This window comes from Streptomyces pseudoechinosporeus (assembly GCF_054783935.1).
Genome location: NZ_BAAGPS010000067.1, coordinates 1 through 17,112, shown reverse-complemented (window position 1 = coordinate 17,112; position 17,112 = coordinate 1). Strand labels below are relative to the sequence as shown.

The window sequence follows — 17,112 nt, the reverse complement described above, 5'->3', positions numbered from 1 at the left end:
ACCCGCCACTGCGGTATCGTCTGGCCACCCTTGTGGTATGCCCGATCGAGGATGGTGCGCGTGTTCAAGCGGGACAGATACCTGCGTCTGATGGGGGCCATCGCGGCCATAGCCCTGGTCGCCGGATGCGGTGTCTTCTCCTCGGATTCCTCCGGCGACGGGAAGCCGATCGTCGTGGGGACGACCAGTCAGCCCAGCACCCTGGATCCGGCAGCCGCTTGGGACAGCTCCTGGGAGCTGTTCCGCAATGTCCACCAGACCCTGCTGAACTTCCCCGCCGGCGCGTCCAAGCCGGAGCCCGACGCCGCCGAGAGCTGCAGGTTCACCGACAGCTCCAGCTCGGTGTACAGCTGCACGCTGCAAGAGGGCCTGAAGTTCACCAACGGACACGCCCTGGACGCGAAGGCCGTCAAGCACTCCATCGACCGGATCAAGAAGATCAACGTCAACGGTGGCCCTGCCGGTCTGCTGACCACCCTCGGCCGAGTCGAGGCGAAGGGCGACCTCGAGGTCGTCTTCCATCTGAACCAGCCCGACGCGACGTTCCCCTTCGTGCTCTCCACGCCCGCCATGGCGATCGTGGATCCCGAGGAGTACCCCGCGGACAAGCTCCGCGAGGACGGCGGCGTCACCGGGGCGGGGCCGTACCGCCTGGAGTCCTACGAGGACGGCAAGGAGGCCCAGCTCGTCAAGAACGACAGCTACAAGGGCATCGCGAAGCTCAGGAACAGCGCTGTCACCATCCGCTACTTCTCGGGTTCGTCCGAGGTGGTCGACGCTCTCAAGAGCAAGCAGATCGACGTCATCTACCGCGGCCTCGGTGCCACCGACGTCGTGGACATCCAGGAGGGCGGCGACGACACGGGGCTTCAGCTCGTCGAGAACCCCACCACCGAGATCAGCTACCTGGTGTTCAACCCCAAGGACCCGTGGGCCAAGAGGCCCGCGGTCCGTAAGGCGATCGCCCAGGTCGTCGATCGTCCGGCGCTCGTCCACAACATCTACAAGGACACCGTCGAGCCGCTGTACTCCATGATCCCCAAGGGCCTGGTCGGCCATACCACTGGCTTCTTCGACGACTTCGGGAAACCCAGCTCCGCCAAGGCCAGGCAGATCCTCGAGCAGGACGGCATCACCGAGCCCGTCCCGATCACCCTCTGGTACACGACCGACCGCTACGGCTCGCAGACCAAGCCGGCCTTCGAGGAGCTGAAGCGGCAGCTGGAGGCCTCCGACCTGTTCACCGTCACGCTGAAGAGCCGCCCCTGGAAGACCTACGCGCCGGGCTACCAGAAGGGCGAGTACCCGGTGTTCGGGCGCGGCTGGAACCCCGACTTCCCCGATGCCGACAACTTCATCGCGCCCTTCGTGGGCGAGCAGAACGCGCTCGGTACCCCGTACGAGGCACCCGAGATCACCAACGAGCTGATCCCCGACTCCCGCCGTGAGAGCGACCGGGGCGCCGTGGCCACCCAGTTCGAGCGGGCCCAGCAGATCCTCGTCGACGACGCGCGGCTGCTGCCGCTGTGGCAGGGCAAGTCGTACGTGGCCGCGAACGAAGAGATCGCCGGTGCCGAGAATTCCATCGACCCGGCGACGATGATGGCGATGTGGGAGCTGTACTGGAAGACCAGCTGGTAGCCCAGCCCTCTCCGGCCTCGGGCCCGATTGTCAGTGGGCGCCTGTAGGTTTCTGTGCTCTGAGGACGGCCGCGCCCCGCGCGGCCGTCCCTGGCCGTACGCACGTTGCGGCCGTCAAGTCAGCGCACAACGGAGGAAGTTCACGTGACCGACACCGCCATGCTGCCCGAGTCCTGGCGCGGCGTCCTGGGCGAGGAGCTGCAGAAGCCCTACTTCAAGGAGCTCACCGAGTTCGTGGAGGAGGAGCGGGGGAGGGGTCCCGTCTACCCTCCGCGCGAGGAGGTCTTCGCCGCGCTCGACGCGACGCCGTACGAGCGGGTGAAGGTACTGATCCTCGGCCAGGATCCGTACCACGGCGAGGGCCAGGGGCATGGCCTGTGCTTCTCCGTCCGCCCCGGCGTGAAGGTCCCGCCGTCGCTGCGCAACATCTACAAGGAGATGCACGAGGAGCTGGGCACCCCCATCCCGGACAACGGCTTTCTGATGCCATGGGCCGAACAGGGCGTCCTGCTGCTCAACGCGGTGCTGACGGTCCGTGGCGGCGAGGCCAACTCGCACAAGGGCAAGGGCTGGGAGAAGTTCACGGACGCGGTGATCAGGACGGTGGCTGCGCGGCCCGACCCCGCGGTCTTCGTGCTGTGGGGCAACTACGCCCAGAAGAAGCTGCCCCTGATCGATGAGGAACGGCACGCCGTGGTGAAGGGCGCGCACCCCTCGCCCCTGTCCGCCAAGAAGTTCTTCGGCTCGCGCCCGTTCACCCAGATCAACGAGGCGGTCGCCCGGCAGGGCCACGCCCCGATCGACTGGCGGATCCCGAATCTTGGCTGACCAGGGGCTCAACTGCCGTACGTCTCCTGGCAGATGGCCGCCTCTGGGCTGTCCGGCTGCCATCTGCCGTACTTTCGGCCCAGGTCGCACACGCCCGGGTCCGCTGGGCGCGGCTGGGCTGGGACGCGTGGGATGTCGCGTGGTGTAGGAGGCTGTTCGGGGCGCTGGGGCTCAGAGATCCTCGGCGCCTCCGTGGGGGTCCGGCGTGCGCCGGCCGTGGGAGATGGCGGTGCTGTCGGGCGGGGTGTTGCCGTCGGTGGGGAAGGGCGGCGGGGCGGGCCGAGGCGTTCCAGGGCCTCGCGGGCCGGGGCCTGCACGATGTGTGGGTCGGCCCTGACCTCGGGGTGCGGTGTCGAGGGACGGCTCGGTGGGGCCGGTACGCCGGGGGAGGGCGGGTGCTGGATGGTCACGCAGCCGGAGACGGCCGAGACGGCCACGGTGACCAGGAGCGTTGCGGTGGTCGTCGTTCGATGCACCCGCGCAACTCTGCTGTGTCCGGGGCCACTTGGGGAGCTGAGAAGCGAAGGATGCCCCGCACGGGTGAACGGCCCGTGAGGATGCTGCCTCAGTCGCCGGTGACCCCGTCGATGCGCTCACGGATCAGATCGGCGTGGCCGTTGTGGCGGGCGTACTCCTCGATCATGTGCGTGTAGATCCAGCGCAGGTTGAACCGCTCGCCGGTCCGCCGGTGCTTGCCCTCGGAGATGTCGTCGAGGCCGAAACGGGCTGCGTTGCGCCGGGCGCTCTCGATCTCGGCCTGCCAGGTGGCGTACGCCTCCTCCCAGGTGTCCGTCTCGGAGAGGTGGAACTCGCCGTCACGGTCCTCCTCGGTGTAGTAGATCGGGCCGGCGTCCTCAGCTGCAAGCACCTTGCGGAACCAGCCTCGCTCCACTTCGGCCATGTGCCGCACCAGCCCCATCAGGGTCAGCTCGGACGGTTCCACGGAGGCGGTCCTGAGCTGGGCATCGGTGAGGCCTTCGCCCTTCCACGCGAGGGTCTGCCGGTGGTAGTCCAGCCAGCCCTCCAGCATCGTGCGCTCGTCGGCGGTGGTGGCGGGCTCACGGCGTTCGGTCGTCATGTGCGCATCCTCGCCCGCCCGTTGACGCAGCGCCAGGGGATTTCGCCGGCCCCGCCCGGATCAGCCACCCATCATCCCGTCGATCAGCTCCGCAGCCCCTCTCGCACCTCGTCGACGCTCGGCACCTCCGCGTGGTACGAGCCGGCCATCCACCGCGGTCGAGTTGCCCCTTGCCGACTGGCGGCCACCACAGCCGCCGTATGCTTTCGGCTCAGGCACACACCCGTGAGACACCCGCATAGGCGCCCCTGAGGACCCTGAGGAGACCCCTGTGAAGGTCGGCTGCATCGGACTCGGTGACATCGCGGTGAAGGCGTATCTGCCGGTGCTCGCCACACAGCCGGGCATCGAACTGCATCTGCACACGCGGACGCCCGCCACCCTCACCAGGGTCGCCGACAGCCTCCACATCCCGGCCGGGCGCCGCCACACCGACCTTGCGGACCTGCTCGCCCAGGACCTCGACGCGGCGTTCGTGCACGCGCCCACCCTCGCGCATCCCGAGATCGTGGAGCGACTGCTTCAGGCGGGCGTCGCGACCTATGTCGACAAGCCGATCGCGTACGAACTCGCCGACAGCGAGCGCCTGGTGCGGCTCGCGGAGGAGCGGAACACCAGCCTGGCCGTCGGCTTCAACCGGCGCTACGCACCCGGATACGCCCAGTGCGCCGACCACCCGCGCGAGCTGATCCTGATGCAGAAGAACCGCGTCGGCCTGCCGGAACATCCCCGCACGATGATCCTCGACGACTTCATCCATGTCGCGGACACGCTGCGGTTCCTGGCGCCGGGCCCGGTCGACGACGTGACCGTGCGGGCCCGGGCCGAGGGCGGGCTGCTGCACCACGTGGTGCTGGTGCTCGCGGGGGAGGGGTTCACGGCGCTCGGTGTGATGAACCGGCTGAGCGGCTCGAACGAGGAGATCCTCGAGGTGTCGGGCCAGGACACCAAGCGGCAGGTCGTCAACCTCGCCGAAGTCATCGACCACAAGGGCCAGCCGACCGTGCGACGCCGTGGCGACTGGGTGCCGGTGGCCCGGCAGCGCGGCATCGAGCAGGCCGCGCTCGCCTTCCTGGACGCCGTACGGGCGGGGAAGATGCTCAGTGCCCGGGATGCGCTGGCGACCCATGAGCTGTGTGAGCGGGTGGTACGTGCGGTTCAGGAGCCGCCCGCCTGATCCGCAGCGACCGTATGCCCTCCGTGGCGCCCAGGGCCGCGAGGATCAGCAGCGCCGCGTACACCGGCCACTCGCCGAAGCGTGCGTACGGCGTGACACCGCCGGCCAGCGGTACGTCGTACACCTCCCAGGCGCTCGCGCTCGTGCCGAGCCAGTCGCCGACCCGCTCACCGCCCGGGCCGTAGACGGCGGAGGCGCCGGTAAGGGTCGCGTGCACCATGGGCCGACCCGTTTCGGCGGCCCGCAGTGCCGCCAGCGACGCGTGCTGCTCCGGTGCCCAGCTCTGCTGGAACGTCGAGGTCGACGACTGTGCCAGCAGCACGTCGGCGCCGTCCCGCGCGAGATGGCGGCTCATGTCGGGGAACGCCGACTCGAAGCACACCATCGGGCCCACCCGCAGCCCGTCGCCGACGCTCATCACCACCTGCTCCGTGCCGCGCCTGCGGTCCTCGCCCGCCGCCTTGCCGACGGAGGTGGCCCAGCCGAGAACGGAACGGAACGGGACGTACTCACCGAAGGGGACCAGCCGCATCTTGTCGTAGCGGTCGCCGGTCGGGCCCTCGGGGCCGACGACCACCGAGCTCTTGTAGATGCCGGGCCGGTCGGAGCGGCGGGCGTCCACGTTCACGATGATGTCGGTGCCCACCTCGCGGGAGAGCGCGGCGATCCGGTTCGCGAGGTCGGGCCGGTCCGCGAGGTCGAAGCCGACGCTGCTCTCGCCCCAGACGACGAGGTCCACGTCCTGTCCGGCCAGCTGCCGGGTGAGCGCCTCTTCACGCGCGAACCGCTTCTCGGCGCCGCCGACGCCGTTGATCGGTCCGGGCTGCACCAGGGCGATCCGCACCTGGCCGTCGATGTCGGGGCGTGGCGACCACACCCAGGCCGCCGACGTGGCGACGGCCGTCGCCACCAGTCCGGCGACGGCCGGGACGCGTGCGCTGCGTATCGCTATGAGGACGGCCACCGCGACGTTCACGGCGACGATCAGGAAGCTGAGCAGCCACACCCCGCCGACCGAGGCGAGCCGCAGCGCCGGCTCCACCTCCCACTGGCTTGAGCCGAGCATGCCCCATGGCCCGCCCAAGCCCTCCCAGGAGCGCACGAGTTCGGCCATCAACCAGCCCGAGGGCAGCACAAAAAGCGCCGCCACCACCTTGCCGGGCGAGGGCGCACCGGCCAGGAAGCGGCGGACCAGCCAGCCCCACGGGGCCCACAGCGCGCCGAGCAGGGCGGCTATGACGAACGTGAAGACGTGCAGACTCGGCAGCAGCCAGTGGTGCACGGCCAGCATGAATCCGAGCCCGCCCAGCCAGCCGTCGTACGCCGCCCGCCGCCCCGTCGGCGCCGAGCGCGCGAGCAGCATCCACGGCACCAGCGCGACATACGCGAACCACCACACCGACGGCGCCGGGAAGCTCAGCATCGGCAGGGCCCCGGCGAGTGCGGCCGCGGCGCCGCGCCACCGGGGGGACTCCAGGAGCCGGCGCCGGTCAATGGCGGACAGTTGCATGCAGCGCCTCCCTCGGCCCCCCGACGCCCGGTGCGTACCTCTGTTGTCTACCCTCCAGTGTGCGCGACGGAGACGATCTCCGTAAGGGCGTATCCGATCAGGTCGCGGCGGGCTCCTGACGGGTCTGCGGGGCTCGGCGCCACTTCTCGTCGACGACCACTGTGCGCAGCCGCCAGCCACTGTCCGTACGCACCAGCGCGAAGTCGTAACGGCCGCCGCACACGAAGTCCGGCGCCGTGTCTCCGCCGTCGTGTCCGGCGAACCGCATGGGGTTCACATAGTCCGCCCGCACCTGCGCCGTGTCACCGGTGTCATGCTCCAGCGGCCCGAACCGCACCCGGCGGTTGACGATCAGGTGCTGGCGCATCGGGAACAGCTCCATGGTCTGCGTCAGCCACTCGGCGACCTCCTTCGCATCCCCCTCGATACCGCCCGCCGACCGGTAGTCCGCGCGCCCGTCCGAGGTGAACAGGCCCCGGTACGCCTCCCAGTCCCCGTCGTCGACCGCCACCGCATAATCGGTGATCAGTCCGTCGACCGCCAGCCGGTCCATCACCGTCGCCAGTTCCACACGCTGAGTCATCGGCTCAGTGTTGGCCACGGGACGGGCAACGCCAAGGGGTGTGCCTCGATATTCACCGGCCGTGTGCCGTCCGTACGGTCGAACCGGTACGCGTGGACCCCATGGGCTGACGTACGGGCGGATCTGCGATCGTAGGCAGCCTGCACGCATGGATCATGAAGGAGCCCAGATGTCTCGTCCTGTCACGGTCGTCACGGGCGGCAGCCGGGGAATCGGTGCCGCAACCTGCCTGCGGCTGGCGGCGGACGGGCACGACCTGGTGGTGGGGTACGCGCGCGACGAGGAGGCTGCCGAGCGCACCGCCACCGCCGTACGCGAGGCGGGAGCGCGCTGCGTCGCCGTACGGGTCGATGTCTCCGACGAGGGTGATGTGGAAGGGCTCTTCGATACGGCGGAGGAGCGGCTGGGCCCGGTGACGGGACTGGTCAACAACGCGGGGGTGACCGGTCGGCTCGGCCGCCTCGTCGACGCGGACACCGCCGACCTGCGCCGCGTCGTGGAGGTCAACCTTCTTGGCACGCTGCTCTGTTCACGCCGAGCCGCGCGGGACATGGTGCCTCGGGGCGCCGGCGCCATCGTCAACGTGTCGTCGGGGGCGGCCACGCTCGGCAGCCCCGGAGAGTTCGTCCACTACGCGGCGAGCAAGGCGGCGATCGACGCGCTGACGATGGGCCTCTCGAAGGAGCTCGGTCCGGACGGCATCCGCGTCAACGCGGTGGCCCCCGGCCTCGTCGAGACCGAGATGCACGCGGCGATGGGCGAGCCGGACCGCCCGGCCCGGCTGATCCCGTCGATCCCGCTCCACCGCGCCGGCGCCCCCGAGGAGATCGCCGCGGCCATCGCCTGGCTCCTGTCCCCGGACGCGTCGTACGCGACGGGGGCGGTACTACGGGTAGCGGGCGGCCGCTGAGTCCGGCCGCGCGCCGTTAAGCGGCGCAGCCGCTTTTAAGGGGTGCGGGGAACTGCGCGACAAGCCACAACGAACCCGCAGCCGCAGAACCGCGCAACCCACCGAGCTAGACGGCCTGCTCAACCGGCGGAGCTAGACGTACCGCCGCCGCCCACTGCACCACCAGCAGTTCGTACTCCGCCCGCTCCTGAGGCGACAAGGAGCCGCCCGACCGTATCCATAAGGCGCGGATCTGCTCATTCAGCGCGGCAGCGGACCGCACGGAACCAGGGGTCATGGGATTGGGGGACATGTGTACCAGCGTAGGGCCATGGGCTGACAGCGCGCTACCGGACGACTACCCACAACGTATGTGGTTGGTCACGATGACGGCCGGCCCGGCAGACGTCAGCCCGCCGACTCCGCCGCGTGCGGGCTCAGGGCACCGATGCTGACCAGCACGATGATCACGATGCCGAGCAGGATGCGGTAGTAGACGAAGGGCATGAAGGACTTGGTCGAGATGAACTTCATGAACCATGCGATGACTACGTAACCCACGAAGAAAGCGACAATCGTCGCGAAAATCGTCGGCCCCCAGGACACATGCCCACCCTCGCTCGCGTCCTTCAGCTCGTAGAGGCCGGAGGCGAGCACTGCCGGGATGGCGAGCAGGAAGGAGTAGCGGGCCGCGGCCTCGCGGCTGTAGCTCATCAGCAGGCCACCGCTGATGGTGGCGCCGGAGCGGGAGACGCCGGGGATGAGGGCCATCGCCTGGCAGACGCCGTAGATGAGGCCGTCCCTGACGGTCAGCTCCTGGAGCGACTTGCGCTCCTTCGGTACCCGGTGCTTGCCGCCCGCCTCCTCGCGCGCGGCGAGACGGTCCGCGACGCCGAGGATGATGCCCATCACGATCAGTGTGGTCGCGGTGATCCGCAGATCACGGAACGGTCCCTCGATCTGGTCCTTGAGCGTGACTCCCAGCACGCCGATCGGAATCGAGCCGATGATCACCAGCCAGCCCATCCGCGCGTCGTGGTCCTGCCGCATCGCCTTGTCGACCAGCGAGCGGGACCACGCCGAGATGATCCGCGCGATGTCCTTGCGGAAGTAGATCAGCACCGCGGTCTCCGTACCGATCTGGGTGATCGCGGTGAAGGCCGCCCCCGGGTCGTCCCAGCTCGCGAACGCCGCGGTCAGCCGCAGATGTGCGCTGGAGGAGATGGGCAGGAACTCGGTCAGCCCCTGGACGAGTCCGAGGATGAGGGATTCAAACCAAGACATGAAGTTACGTGATCCAAGTGCTGAGGGCGGGTGCGGAGCGAATGAGAGGACGTACGCGCCGTGTTGCCGATTGCGGTGATCAGGCGCGACCGGGGCAGCGTAGCGTCCCGCGGTGGCGGTGCGGGCGGCCGGGCCTCCCCCAGCGCACACCGGCGCACGCCCCGCTCGGCGCGCGGTGGCGCACCCTCCGCAACGGTGGACAGGGTGTTGACCCGCCCCGACCTCGGCGCTTACGTTTCCGCGAGGAGTGAAAGCGCTTGCTGCAATCGGTGGCCAACCGGGGTCGGCGGGCGTCCGCCAGAGCCGAACGTCACGTCCGATGGAGTGCTGATCACGTAGATGCGTACCCCCCGCGACGCAACCCCCAGTGAGACGATCCCGCACCAGAGTGCACACCGGACCTCGCCCCAGAGCCGCCCCGCGGCCACGCTCGAGGGCCGCCGCATCAAGGCCGCGATCGTCGGCACCGGAGCCATCGCCGGCAGCCACCTGCCCGCCCTTGCCGCCCTCGCCGCCGAGGGCGAGGTGGAGATCGTCGCGGCGGTCGACATCGACGCCGAAGCGGTCAAGCGGTTCTGCGCGGAGGGCGGCGTCCCGCACGCGTACACCGATCTCGACCGGATGCTGGCCGAGCAGCGCCCGGACCTCGTCTCCGTGTGCACCCCGCCGACCCTGCACCGGGCGCAGACCGTCGCCGCGCTGCGGGCCGGTGCCTGGGTGTGGTGCGAGAAGCCGCCGGTGCCGTCGCTCGCCGACTTCGACGCGGTGGAGGCCGAGGAGGGGCTCGACGGCGGTCCGTACGCCTCGATCGTCTTCCAGCACCGCTTCGGCTCCGGCGCGAGACACGTACGACGTCTGATCGCCGAAGAGGCCATGGGGCGGCCCCTGGTGGCGCACTGCCAGACCACCTGGTACCGCAACGCCGCCTATTACGCGGTGCCCTGGCGCGGTAAGTGGCAGACCGAGGGTGGCGGGCCCGCCATGGGGCACGGCATTCACCAGATGGATCTGCTGCTCGATCTGCTCGGCCCGTGGACCGAGGTACGGGCCATGGCCGGACGCCTGGTGCACGACGTGCAGACCGAGGACGTCTCGACCGCGCTCGTACGCTTCGAGAGCGGTGCTCTCGCGACTGTGGTCAACAGTGTTCTCAGCCCGGATGAGGTCAGCCGCATCCGCATCGACTGCGAGCGGGCGACGGTCGAACTCACTCACCTCTACGGCCACAGCAACGACAACTGGCGCGTCATCCCGGTGCCGGACGCACCGGCCGAGGACGTGGCCGCCTGGCAGAACTTCGGCGCGGACGTGCCGAGTTCGCACCTTGCCCAGCTGCGGGAGCTGGTCGCGAGCATGCGCGCGGGCGAGCGTCCGCGCAGCAGCGGCGCCGACGGGCGCACCAGCCTGGAGCTGATCACCGCGCTCTACAAGTCGGCGTTCACGGACACGACCGTCCGGGCCGGCGAGATCGGCCCCGGCGACCCCTACTACACCGCCCTGCACGGCGGCGCCCCCGGCTGGGCACCGGCGACGCACGAGAAGGAGGTACCGGCATGACCGCACAGGACGGACTGCGCATCGTCCACGCCCACGGCGACCGCATCACGATCACCGAACCCACCACCGGCGTCGACCTGTTCAGCTATGTGTACGGTCCCGAGGCGGCCTGGGAGGCCCCGAAACCGTACCTGCATCCGCTCAGGACCCTGGCGGGCAACGTTGTCACCGACTACCGGCCCAACGACCACCGTTGGCACAAGGGCCTTCAGATGACCGCCTCGCATCTCTCGGGGGCGAACCTGTGGGGCGGCAACTCGTATGTGCACGGGCAGGGGTATCTCGAACTCCCGGAGCGCGTCGGGTCGATGGCGCACGTCAAGTTTGACGAGGTCGGTGCGGACAGTGGCCGTTTTGTCATCGCTGAGCGGCTCACCTGGCATCCGTACGACGGCACGCTCTGGGCGGACGAAGAGCGCCGTATCGAGGTGCATGACGTGGACCTGGCATCCGGGTCGTGGGCGCTGACCTGGACGACGGCCGTCACCAACCGGCGGGACGAGCCCCTGCGGTTCGGCAGTCCCACCACAGCCGGGCGGGAGATGGCCGGTTACACGGGCCTCTTCTGGCGCGGTCCGCGCGCCTTCCGGGACGGGTGCATCATCGGGCCCGACAGTGAAGGACCCGAGCTGATGGGGCAACAGGCGCCCTGGCTCGCGTACTCGGGAGAGCACGACGTCACCGACGGGCACGCGACTCTCGTCTTCGCGCACGCCCCGGAGAACGACCACACCGGCGCGGGCGGCGTCCACCCGGCCCACTGGTTCGTCCGCAACGAGCCGTTCGCGGCCGTCGCCCCGTCCTTCGCCTTCTTCGACGAACTGGAGCTCGCGCCCGGCGACACCCTCACCCGCCGGTACCGCGTCGTCGTCGCCGACGGCGCCTGGGAGCGCGAGGAGATCGCCAAGTACCTGGAGGAGCACCCGTGGTGAGCGCCGCCACCGGCTTCGCCGGACTCCCCGGAGCCGTCGCCGTCTCGCATCTGTCCGTCTACGACTGGCCCGCCGCCGACGGGGTCTGCGGTGGAACTCCCCATCTGCACCTGACCTGTTCGGAGGCATACGTCGTCACCGGCGGGCGGGGCGCGGTGCAGACCCTGACCACGTCCGGATACGAGGTGACGCCCCTCGCCCCCGGCACGGTCGCCTGGTTCACGCCCGGCACCATCCACCGGCTCGTCAACGAGGACGACCTGCGCATCACCGTCCTCATGCAGAACAACGGCCTCCCCGAGGCGGGCGACGCGGTGCTCACACTGCCCCCGAAGTACCTGACCGACCCGGAGACCTACGCCGCCGCCACCGTCATCCCGGCGGACGCGCCCGAGGAGGAGCGGGAGCGGATCGCCCGCGCCCGGCGTGACCTGGCCATCGAGGGCTACCGGGCGCTGCGCGACGCGGACGGGCCCGAGGCACTGGCCGCGTTCCACAAGGCCGCTGGCGCGCTCGTTCGGCCCCGGCTCGCCGAGTGGCGCGAGCGCTGGGAACGGGGGGCGCGGGCTGCCGCCGCGGCCACGGGGGATCAGCTCGAGCGGCTGGAGAAGGGCGACGTGTCCCACCTCGCCGATGCCGCCGTACGCGCCGAACAGCCGTCCGCGTACGGCAAGTTCGGGATGTGCGGGCGGCTCGACGTGTATCGGGGAACGTAAAGGAACGTAAACCCGGCTCTACGCCGCCGCGGGTCCCGTCACCGTCCACCCCGGGGTCTGCGGGTGGGCCGTCAGGTCGTCGTGCCGGACCTGCTCGCCGCACTCCGAGCAGACGACGACCGGAACCAGTTCGTGGCCGCCCACGTGTCCGTGGCCGCCGACGTGTTCGAGCACCATGGGGCGATCGCTGTCGTTGAGATGGCGGTCGCCCCATGCCATGAGTGTGAGGAGCACCGGTTCCAGCTCCAGGCCGGCCTGCGTGGGCCGGTACTCGAAGCGCGGCGGGCGCTCGCTGTAGGCGACCTTTTCCAGCATTCCGACGTCGGTCAGCCGCTTCAGGCGGTTCGTGAGTACGTCGCGCGGGGCGCCGATGTTGCGCACCAGCTGGTCGAACCGTGTGGCGCCCAGGGACACCTCACGCAGGACGAGCAGGGAGTACTTCTCGCCGACGAGAGCGAGCGTGTCGGCGATCGAGCAGGGGCGGGCGTCCTTCATGCCATCCAGTCTAGGGGGTGGGTTGGTTCTTCCAACCCACCGGGTTACTGTGGAGTCACTTGACGAGTTTGGAAAGCAAACTCATAGACTCCGAGGGGTCAGACCATGCGTGACGCAGTCATCGTCGAAGCCGTACGCACCCCGATAGGCAAGGGCAAGCCGAACGGTGCCCTCGCCCACGTCCATCCCGTGGAACTCCTCGCCCACACGCTCCGTATCCTCGTCGAACGGTCCGGTGTCGACCCGGCGCTGATCGACGACGTCATCGGCGGCACGGTCGACCAGGTCGGCGAGCAGGCCATGAACACCACCCGTTACGCCGTGCTGTCGGCCGGCTTCCCCGAGACGGTGCCCGCGACGACCGTGGACCGTCAGTGCGGTTCGTCCCAGCAGGCTGTGCACTTCGCGGCGCAGGGCGTCATCTCGGGGGCGTACGACCTGGTGGTGGCCTGTGGGGTGGAGTCGATGAGCCGCGTGCCGATGTGGTCCAACGTGCCGGCGGGCAAGGACCCCTTCGGGCCCGGAGTCGCCGAACGCTACCCGGAGGGCCTGGTGCCGCAGGGCATCAGTGCCGAGCTGATCGCGGCCAAGTGGTCGATCTCGCGCGACCGGATGGACGCCTTCGCGGTGGACTCGCACCGGAAGGCGGCCGCGGCCTGGGAGAACGCCCTGTTCGCCGATGAAGTGGCGCCCTTGGAGGGGGTGACACGTGACGAGAGCGTCCGGCCCGGCAGCACCACGGAGGTCCTGGCCGGCCTCAAGCCCGCCTACTATGACCCGAACTTCGGCGAGCGCTTCCCGCAGATCGAGTGGAACGTCACCGCGGGCAACGCCAGCCCCGTCAACGACGGCGCGTCCGCCGTGCTCATCACGTCGAGCGAGACCGCGGCCCGTCTCGGCCTGCGCCCGCTGGCCCGGCTGCACAGCTTCGCGGTCACCGGGTCGGACCCGTTGCTGATGCTCACGGGTGTCATTCCCGCCACGGAGAAGGTGCTCCGCAAGGCGTCACTGACCGTCGACGACATCGATCTCTTCGAGGTCAACGAGGCCTTCTCCAGCGTCGTCCTCGCCTGGCAGCAGGAGACGGGCGCCGATCTCGCCAAGGTCAACGTGCACGGCGGCGCGATCGCCATCGGCCACCCTCTCGGCGCGAGCGGCACCCGCCTGACGACCACCCTCGTGCACGCGATGAGGGCCCGCGGGGCCCGCTATGCGCTCCAGACGATGTGCGAGGCGGGCGGCCTGGCGAACGCGATGGTGCTGGAGAGCTTGTAGGCCCCCTCTCAGCCAGGTCTCTCTCAGCGTCCGCGGAAATGGTGGCGCTTGCGCCAGGCGATGGCCGCCCCCACCAGGGCCGGGAGGGCGATGCAGGCCATGGCGATCAGGAAGGCGGGGGACGTCGGGGCCGAGGCGCGGGCGCCGGCGACGACGTACGCGGCGGTGTTCGGGATCGAGCCGAGGGCAGTGGCGAGGAGGAAGGGGAGGTAGCCCATACGGGAGACGGACGCGCAGTAGTTCGCGGCCCAGAACGGCACCCCGGGAAACAGTCGCGCGGCCATCATCGAGCGGAAGCCGTGTCGGCTGAGCTGGCCGTCGGCCAGCTTCAGCCAGCGTCCGCGCAGCAGGGGCCGCAGCGCGTCCTGCCCCAGCATCCGGCCGAGCCCGAACGCGATGCCCGCCCCGAGCACCGTGCCGGAGAGCGCGGCCCCGAGCCCGAGCTGCGAGCCGAAGAGGGCACCTGCCGCGAGGTTGAGGAGCGGCCGAGGCACGAAGGCGACCGTGCACAGCCCGTACGCCACCGCGAACACCACGGCCGCCGCGGCACCGTTCAGCTGCGGTGGCCAGCCGTCGGCCAGCAGCTTCTGCGGCTGGAAGAGCAGCACGGTCGCGGCGGCGGCCATGAGCAGCGTCACCAGCAGGGACAGCCGGGACCACGGCGAGAGCAGTGCTCTCGTGCAGCGCGCGGCAAGACCCGTGGGCGTGGCGGCGAACTCAGGGGCGGCGAACTCGGCGTAGCCGAGCTCCGTGGCGGCGGCCGGGGGAGCGGCCGTGGCGGTGCCCCCAGAGCGGGTGGTGGCATCGAGCATTCGGCGACACTAACTGACCCATGTGTGTGATCGCCGTATGGTTCGTCTCATGGCCGTCACAGCCACCGGAACGTCAGAAGGCCGTTTGGAGCCGCCCCGCAGCGCTCTCGCGGACACACTGCTGGAGCGGCTCACCGCCACCTACGCGGCGGCGGCCGATCCGGAATGGGCCGCGTCACTGCGCGCGTACATGAAGGACATCGCGCCCTTCCTCGGTCTGACCACGCCTGATCGCCGCGCGCTCTCGCGCACCGTGCTGGCAGGCACGCCCCGCCCCGACGAGGCGGACTGCACGGCGGTGGCACTGCGCTGCTGGCGGCTGCCGGAACGCGAGTACCACTACTTCGCAGTCGACTATCTGCGCCGCCATGTGACGCGTCTCTCGTCCGGCTTCCTGCCGGTGGCACGCCACCTCGTCTCCACGGTCCCCTGGTGGGACACCGTCGACCTGCTCGCCTGCCACGTGGTGGGAGGCCTGGTGGCCGCCGACCCGAAGCTGCGGGCCGACATGGACGCGTGGATCGAGGACGACGACCTGTGGGTTGCCCGTACGGCCCTCCTTCACCAACTCCGCTACAAGGACGCCACCGACACCGAACGCCTCTTCGCGTACTGCGTCCGCCAGTCCGGGCACCCCGACTTCTTCATCCGCAAGGCGATCGGCTGGTGTCTGCGCGAGTACGCCAAGACGGATCCGGCGGCGGTACGCGCATTCGTGACCCGGGAGCGGCTCTCACCGCTCTCGGTGCGTGAGGCGCTCAAGAACATCGGCCCCTGACGGACCAACAGAACCACCGGAGAGCCCCCGCCTCCCGGCCCGCCGAAAATCATTCGACGTGGGCTGACACGTCAGCAATGATCTCCTCATGTTCCGGCACGCCTTCCTCCTCGCAGCATCCGCACTCGCGGATGCCCCGAAGGCTGCCGTCGTGACCACAGTGGCCGCCGTCGACGGCGCCCGAAGCTGACCCTCTCCGGATCGTCCGGCGGACCCCGCAGGGGGAGGGTCGGCAAGTTCCTTGGGGTCCCCGTCCCGCTCCGCCGGGACCATCACTCGGTTCCACTGAGAGGCTTCGAGGTACCGCCATGTCCAAAACGGCTTACGTCCGCACGAAACCGCATCTGAACATCGGCACGATGGGCCATGTCGACCACGGCAAGACCACCCTGACCGCCGCCATCACCAAGGTCCTCGCCGAGCGCGGCTCCGGCACCTTCGTTCCGTTCGACCGGATCGACAGGGCGCCGGAGGAGGCCGCGCGCGGCATCACCATCAACATCGCGCACGTCGAGTACGAGACCGACACCCGGCACTACGCGCACGTCGACATGCCGGGCCACGCCGACTACGTCAAGAACATGGTCACCGGGGCCGCGCAACTCGACGGCGCGATCCTCGTCGTCTCCGCACTCGACGGGATCATGCCGCAGACCGCCGAACATGTACTGCTCGCCCGGCAGGTGGGCGTCGACCACATTGTCGTGGCCCTCAACAAGGCCGACGCGGGCGACGAGGAGCTCACCGACCTCGTCGAGCTGGAGGTCCGCGAGCTGCTCTCCGCGCACGGCTACGGCGGCGACTCCGTACCGGTCGTACGGGTCTCCGGTCTCAAGGCCCTTGAGGGAGACCCGCGTTGGACCGCGGCGATCGACGCGCTGCTCGACGCCGTGGACACGTACGTCCCGATGCCCGAGCGCTATCTCGACGCGCCGTTCTTGCTGCCTGTCGAGAACGTGCTCACCATCACCGGCCGCGGCACGGTCGTGACGGGCGCGGTGGAGCGGGGAACGATTCGCGTGGGCGACCGTGTCGAAGTGCTCGGTGCTTCGGTGGACACCGTCGTCACCGGCCTGGAGACCTTCGGCAAGCCCATGACGGAGGCGCAGGCCGGCGACAACGTGGCGTTGCTGTTGCGCGGTGTCGCGCGTGACGCGGTGCGCCGCGGCCATATCGTCGCGGCGCCCGGCAGCGTCGTACCCAGTCGCCGTTTCTCGGCACAGGTGTACGTCCTGTCGACGCGCGAGGGCGGGCGTACGACGCCGGTGTCCACCGGTTACCGGCCGCAGTTCTACATCCGCACCGCGGACGTGGTCGGCGACGTCGACCTCGGCGAGCGGGCCGTCGCGCGGCCCGGCGACACCGTCACCATGACGGTCTCGTTGGGCCGTGACGTCCCGCTCGAGCCGGGCCTCGGCTTCGCGATCCGCGAAGGCGGCCGGACGGTCGGCGCGGGCACGGTGACCTCCGTCGGCTGAGCGGGTGGGCTTGGGGCAGGGTTTCCTTTCCCCAAGCCCGCCCCTTCCCGAAACTGGGGGCTGCGCCCCCAGGCCCCCCA

The 17,112-nt window shown here is 69.9% G+C and carries 17 protein-coding genes; 10 read left to right on the top strand and 7 right to left on the bottom strand.

Annotation, left to right across the window (positions count from 1 at the left end):
* Nucleotides 1-60 precede the first annotated feature (60 nt).
* Both ACYVO6_RS40300 and ung read left to right on the top strand, forming a co-directional pair.
* A complete protein-coding gene (locus ACYVO6_RS40300; RefSeq protein WP_461070329.1) occupies nt 61-1,641 on the top strand; it encodes an ABC transporter substrate-binding protein in 1,581 nt (526 codons plus the stop codon).
* Between the two features lie 143 nt (nt 1,642-1,784).
* Entirely contained in the window at nt 1,785-2,468 is a 684-nt protein-coding gene (gene ung / locus ACYVO6_RS40295; RefSeq protein ID WP_461070327.1) for a uracil-DNA glycosylase, read from the top strand.
* A gap of 565 nt (nt 2,469-3,033) precedes the next feature.
* On the opposite strand, the gene ACYVO6_RS40290 is transcribed toward ung, so the two are convergent.
* The gene (locus tag ACYVO6_RS40290; protein ID WP_461070325.1) at nt 3,034-3,546 is read right to left on the bottom strand and encodes a DinB family protein; all 513 of its coding nucleotides are present in this window, start codon (nt 3,544-3,546) and stop codon (nt 3,034-3,036) included.
* A gap of 271 nt (nt 3,547-3,817) precedes the next feature.
* Between ACYVO6_RS40290 and ACYVO6_RS40285 the strand changes: the two genes are divergently transcribed.
* Nucleotides 3,818-4,723: a Gfo/Idh/MocA family protein gene (locus ACYVO6_RS40285; protein WP_461070323.1), complete on the top strand. Its 906-nt coding sequence runs from the start codon at nt 3,818-3,820 to the stop codon at nt 4,721-4,723.
* Here ACYVO6_RS40285 and lnt read toward each other — a convergent pair.
* Both lnt and ACYVO6_RS40275 read right to left on the bottom strand, forming a co-directional pair.
* Nucleotides 4,647-6,233: an apolipoprotein N-acyltransferase gene (lnt, locus tag ACYVO6_RS40280; protein ID WP_461070321.1), complete on the bottom strand. Its 1,587-nt coding sequence runs from the start codon at nt 6,231-6,233 to the stop codon at nt 4,647-4,649. The genes ACYVO6_RS40285 and lnt overlap by 77 nt on opposite strands.
* A 97-nt stretch (nt 6,234-6,330) precedes the next feature.
* Nucleotides 6,331-6,816, bottom strand: coding sequence for a nuclear transport factor 2 family protein (locus tag ACYVO6_RS40275; protein WP_461070319.1), 486 nt, complete (start codon nt 6,814-6,816; stop codon nt 6,331-6,333).
* Between the two features lie 169 nt (nt 6,817-6,985).
* Here ACYVO6_RS40275 and ACYVO6_RS40270 point away from each other — a divergent pair, with 169 nt between their 5' ends.
* On the top strand, nt 6,986-7,726 hold the full coding sequence (locus ACYVO6_RS40270; RefSeq protein WP_461070317.1) for an SDR family NAD(P)-dependent oxidoreductase: 741 nt from the start codon (nt 6,986-6,988) through the stop codon (nt 7,724-7,726).
* Between the two features lie 106 nt (nt 7,727-7,832).
* Here the strand turns inward: ACYVO6_RS40270 and ACYVO6_RS40265 are convergent, their stop codons facing one another.
* Nucleotides 7,833-8,018 (bottom strand): hypothetical protein, encoded by a 186-nt coding sequence (locus ACYVO6_RS40265; RefSeq protein WP_461070315.1) that lies wholly within the window; start codon nt 8,016-8,018, stop codon nt 7,833-7,835.
* Between the two features lie 95 nt (nt 8,019-8,113).
* A complete protein-coding gene (locus ACYVO6_RS40260) occupies nt 8,114-8,989 on the bottom strand; it encodes an undecaprenyl-diphosphate phosphatase (protein WP_461070313.1) in 876 nt (291 codons plus the stop codon).
* Between the two features lie 339 nt (nt 8,990-9,328).
* Here ACYVO6_RS40260 and ACYVO6_RS40255 point away from each other — a divergent pair, with 339 nt between their 5' ends.
* The 3 genes from ACYVO6_RS40255 to ACYVO6_RS40245 are packed head-to-tail and all read left to right on the top strand — an operon-like array spanning nt 9,329 to nt 12,194.
* Complete coding sequence (locus ACYVO6_RS40255) at nt 9,329-10,546, top strand: Gfo/Idh/MocA family protein (RefSeq protein WP_461070311.1); 1,218 nt, start codon at nt 9,329-9,331, stop codon at nt 10,544-10,546.
* Nucleotides 10,543-11,478, top strand: a complete 936-nt coding sequence (locus ACYVO6_RS40250) for a DUF6807 domain-containing protein (protein ID WP_461070309.1) — start codon at nt 10,543-10,545, stop codon at nt 11,476-11,478. The genes ACYVO6_RS40255 and ACYVO6_RS40250 overlap by 4 nt, the downstream gene beginning before the upstream one ends.
* Nucleotides 11,475-12,194, top strand: coding sequence for a cupin domain-containing protein (locus ACYVO6_RS40245; protein WP_461070307.1), 720 nt, complete (start codon nt 11,475-11,477; stop codon nt 12,192-12,194). Before ACYVO6_RS40250 ends, ACYVO6_RS40245 begins: the two co-directional genes overlap by 4 nt.
* Before the next feature lie 18 nt (nt 12,195-12,212).
* Here ACYVO6_RS40245 and ACYVO6_RS40240 read toward each other — a convergent pair whose 3' ends face one another.
* Nucleotides 12,213-12,689, bottom strand: a complete 477-nt coding sequence (locus ACYVO6_RS40240) for a winged helix-turn-helix transcriptional regulator (protein WP_461070305.1) — start codon at nt 12,687-12,689, stop codon at nt 12,213-12,215.
* Between the two features lie 105 nt (nt 12,690-12,794).
* Here ACYVO6_RS40240 and ACYVO6_RS40235 point away from each other — a divergent pair, with 105 nt between their 5' ends.
* Nucleotides 12,795-13,964, top strand: coding sequence for a thiolase family protein (locus ACYVO6_RS40235; protein ID WP_461070303.1), 1,170 nt, complete (start codon nt 12,795-12,797; stop codon nt 13,962-13,964).
* A 23-nt stretch (nt 13,965-13,987) separates the two neighbouring features.
* On the opposite strand, the gene ACYVO6_RS40230 is transcribed toward ACYVO6_RS40235, so the two are convergent.
* Entirely contained in the window at nt 13,988-14,776 is a 789-nt protein-coding gene (locus tag ACYVO6_RS40230; RefSeq protein WP_461070302.1) for a TVP38/TMEM64 family protein, read from the bottom strand.
* 49 nt (nt 14,777-14,825) lie between these two features.
* Between ACYVO6_RS40230 and ACYVO6_RS40225 the strand changes: the two genes are divergently transcribed.
* Together ACYVO6_RS40225 and tuf are read left to right on the top strand one after the other, a co-directional pair.
* Entirely contained in the window at nt 14,826-15,554 is a 729-nt protein-coding gene (locus ACYVO6_RS40225) for a DNA alkylation repair protein (RefSeq protein WP_461070300.1), read from the top strand.
* A 308-nt stretch (nt 15,555-15,862) separates the two neighbouring features.
* Nucleotides 15,863-17,032, top strand: a complete 1,170-nt coding sequence (gene tuf, locus ACYVO6_RS40220; protein ID WP_461070298.1) for an elongation factor Tu — start codon at nt 15,863-15,865, stop codon at nt 17,030-17,032.
* Nucleotides 17,033-17,112: the final 80 nt, after the last annotated feature.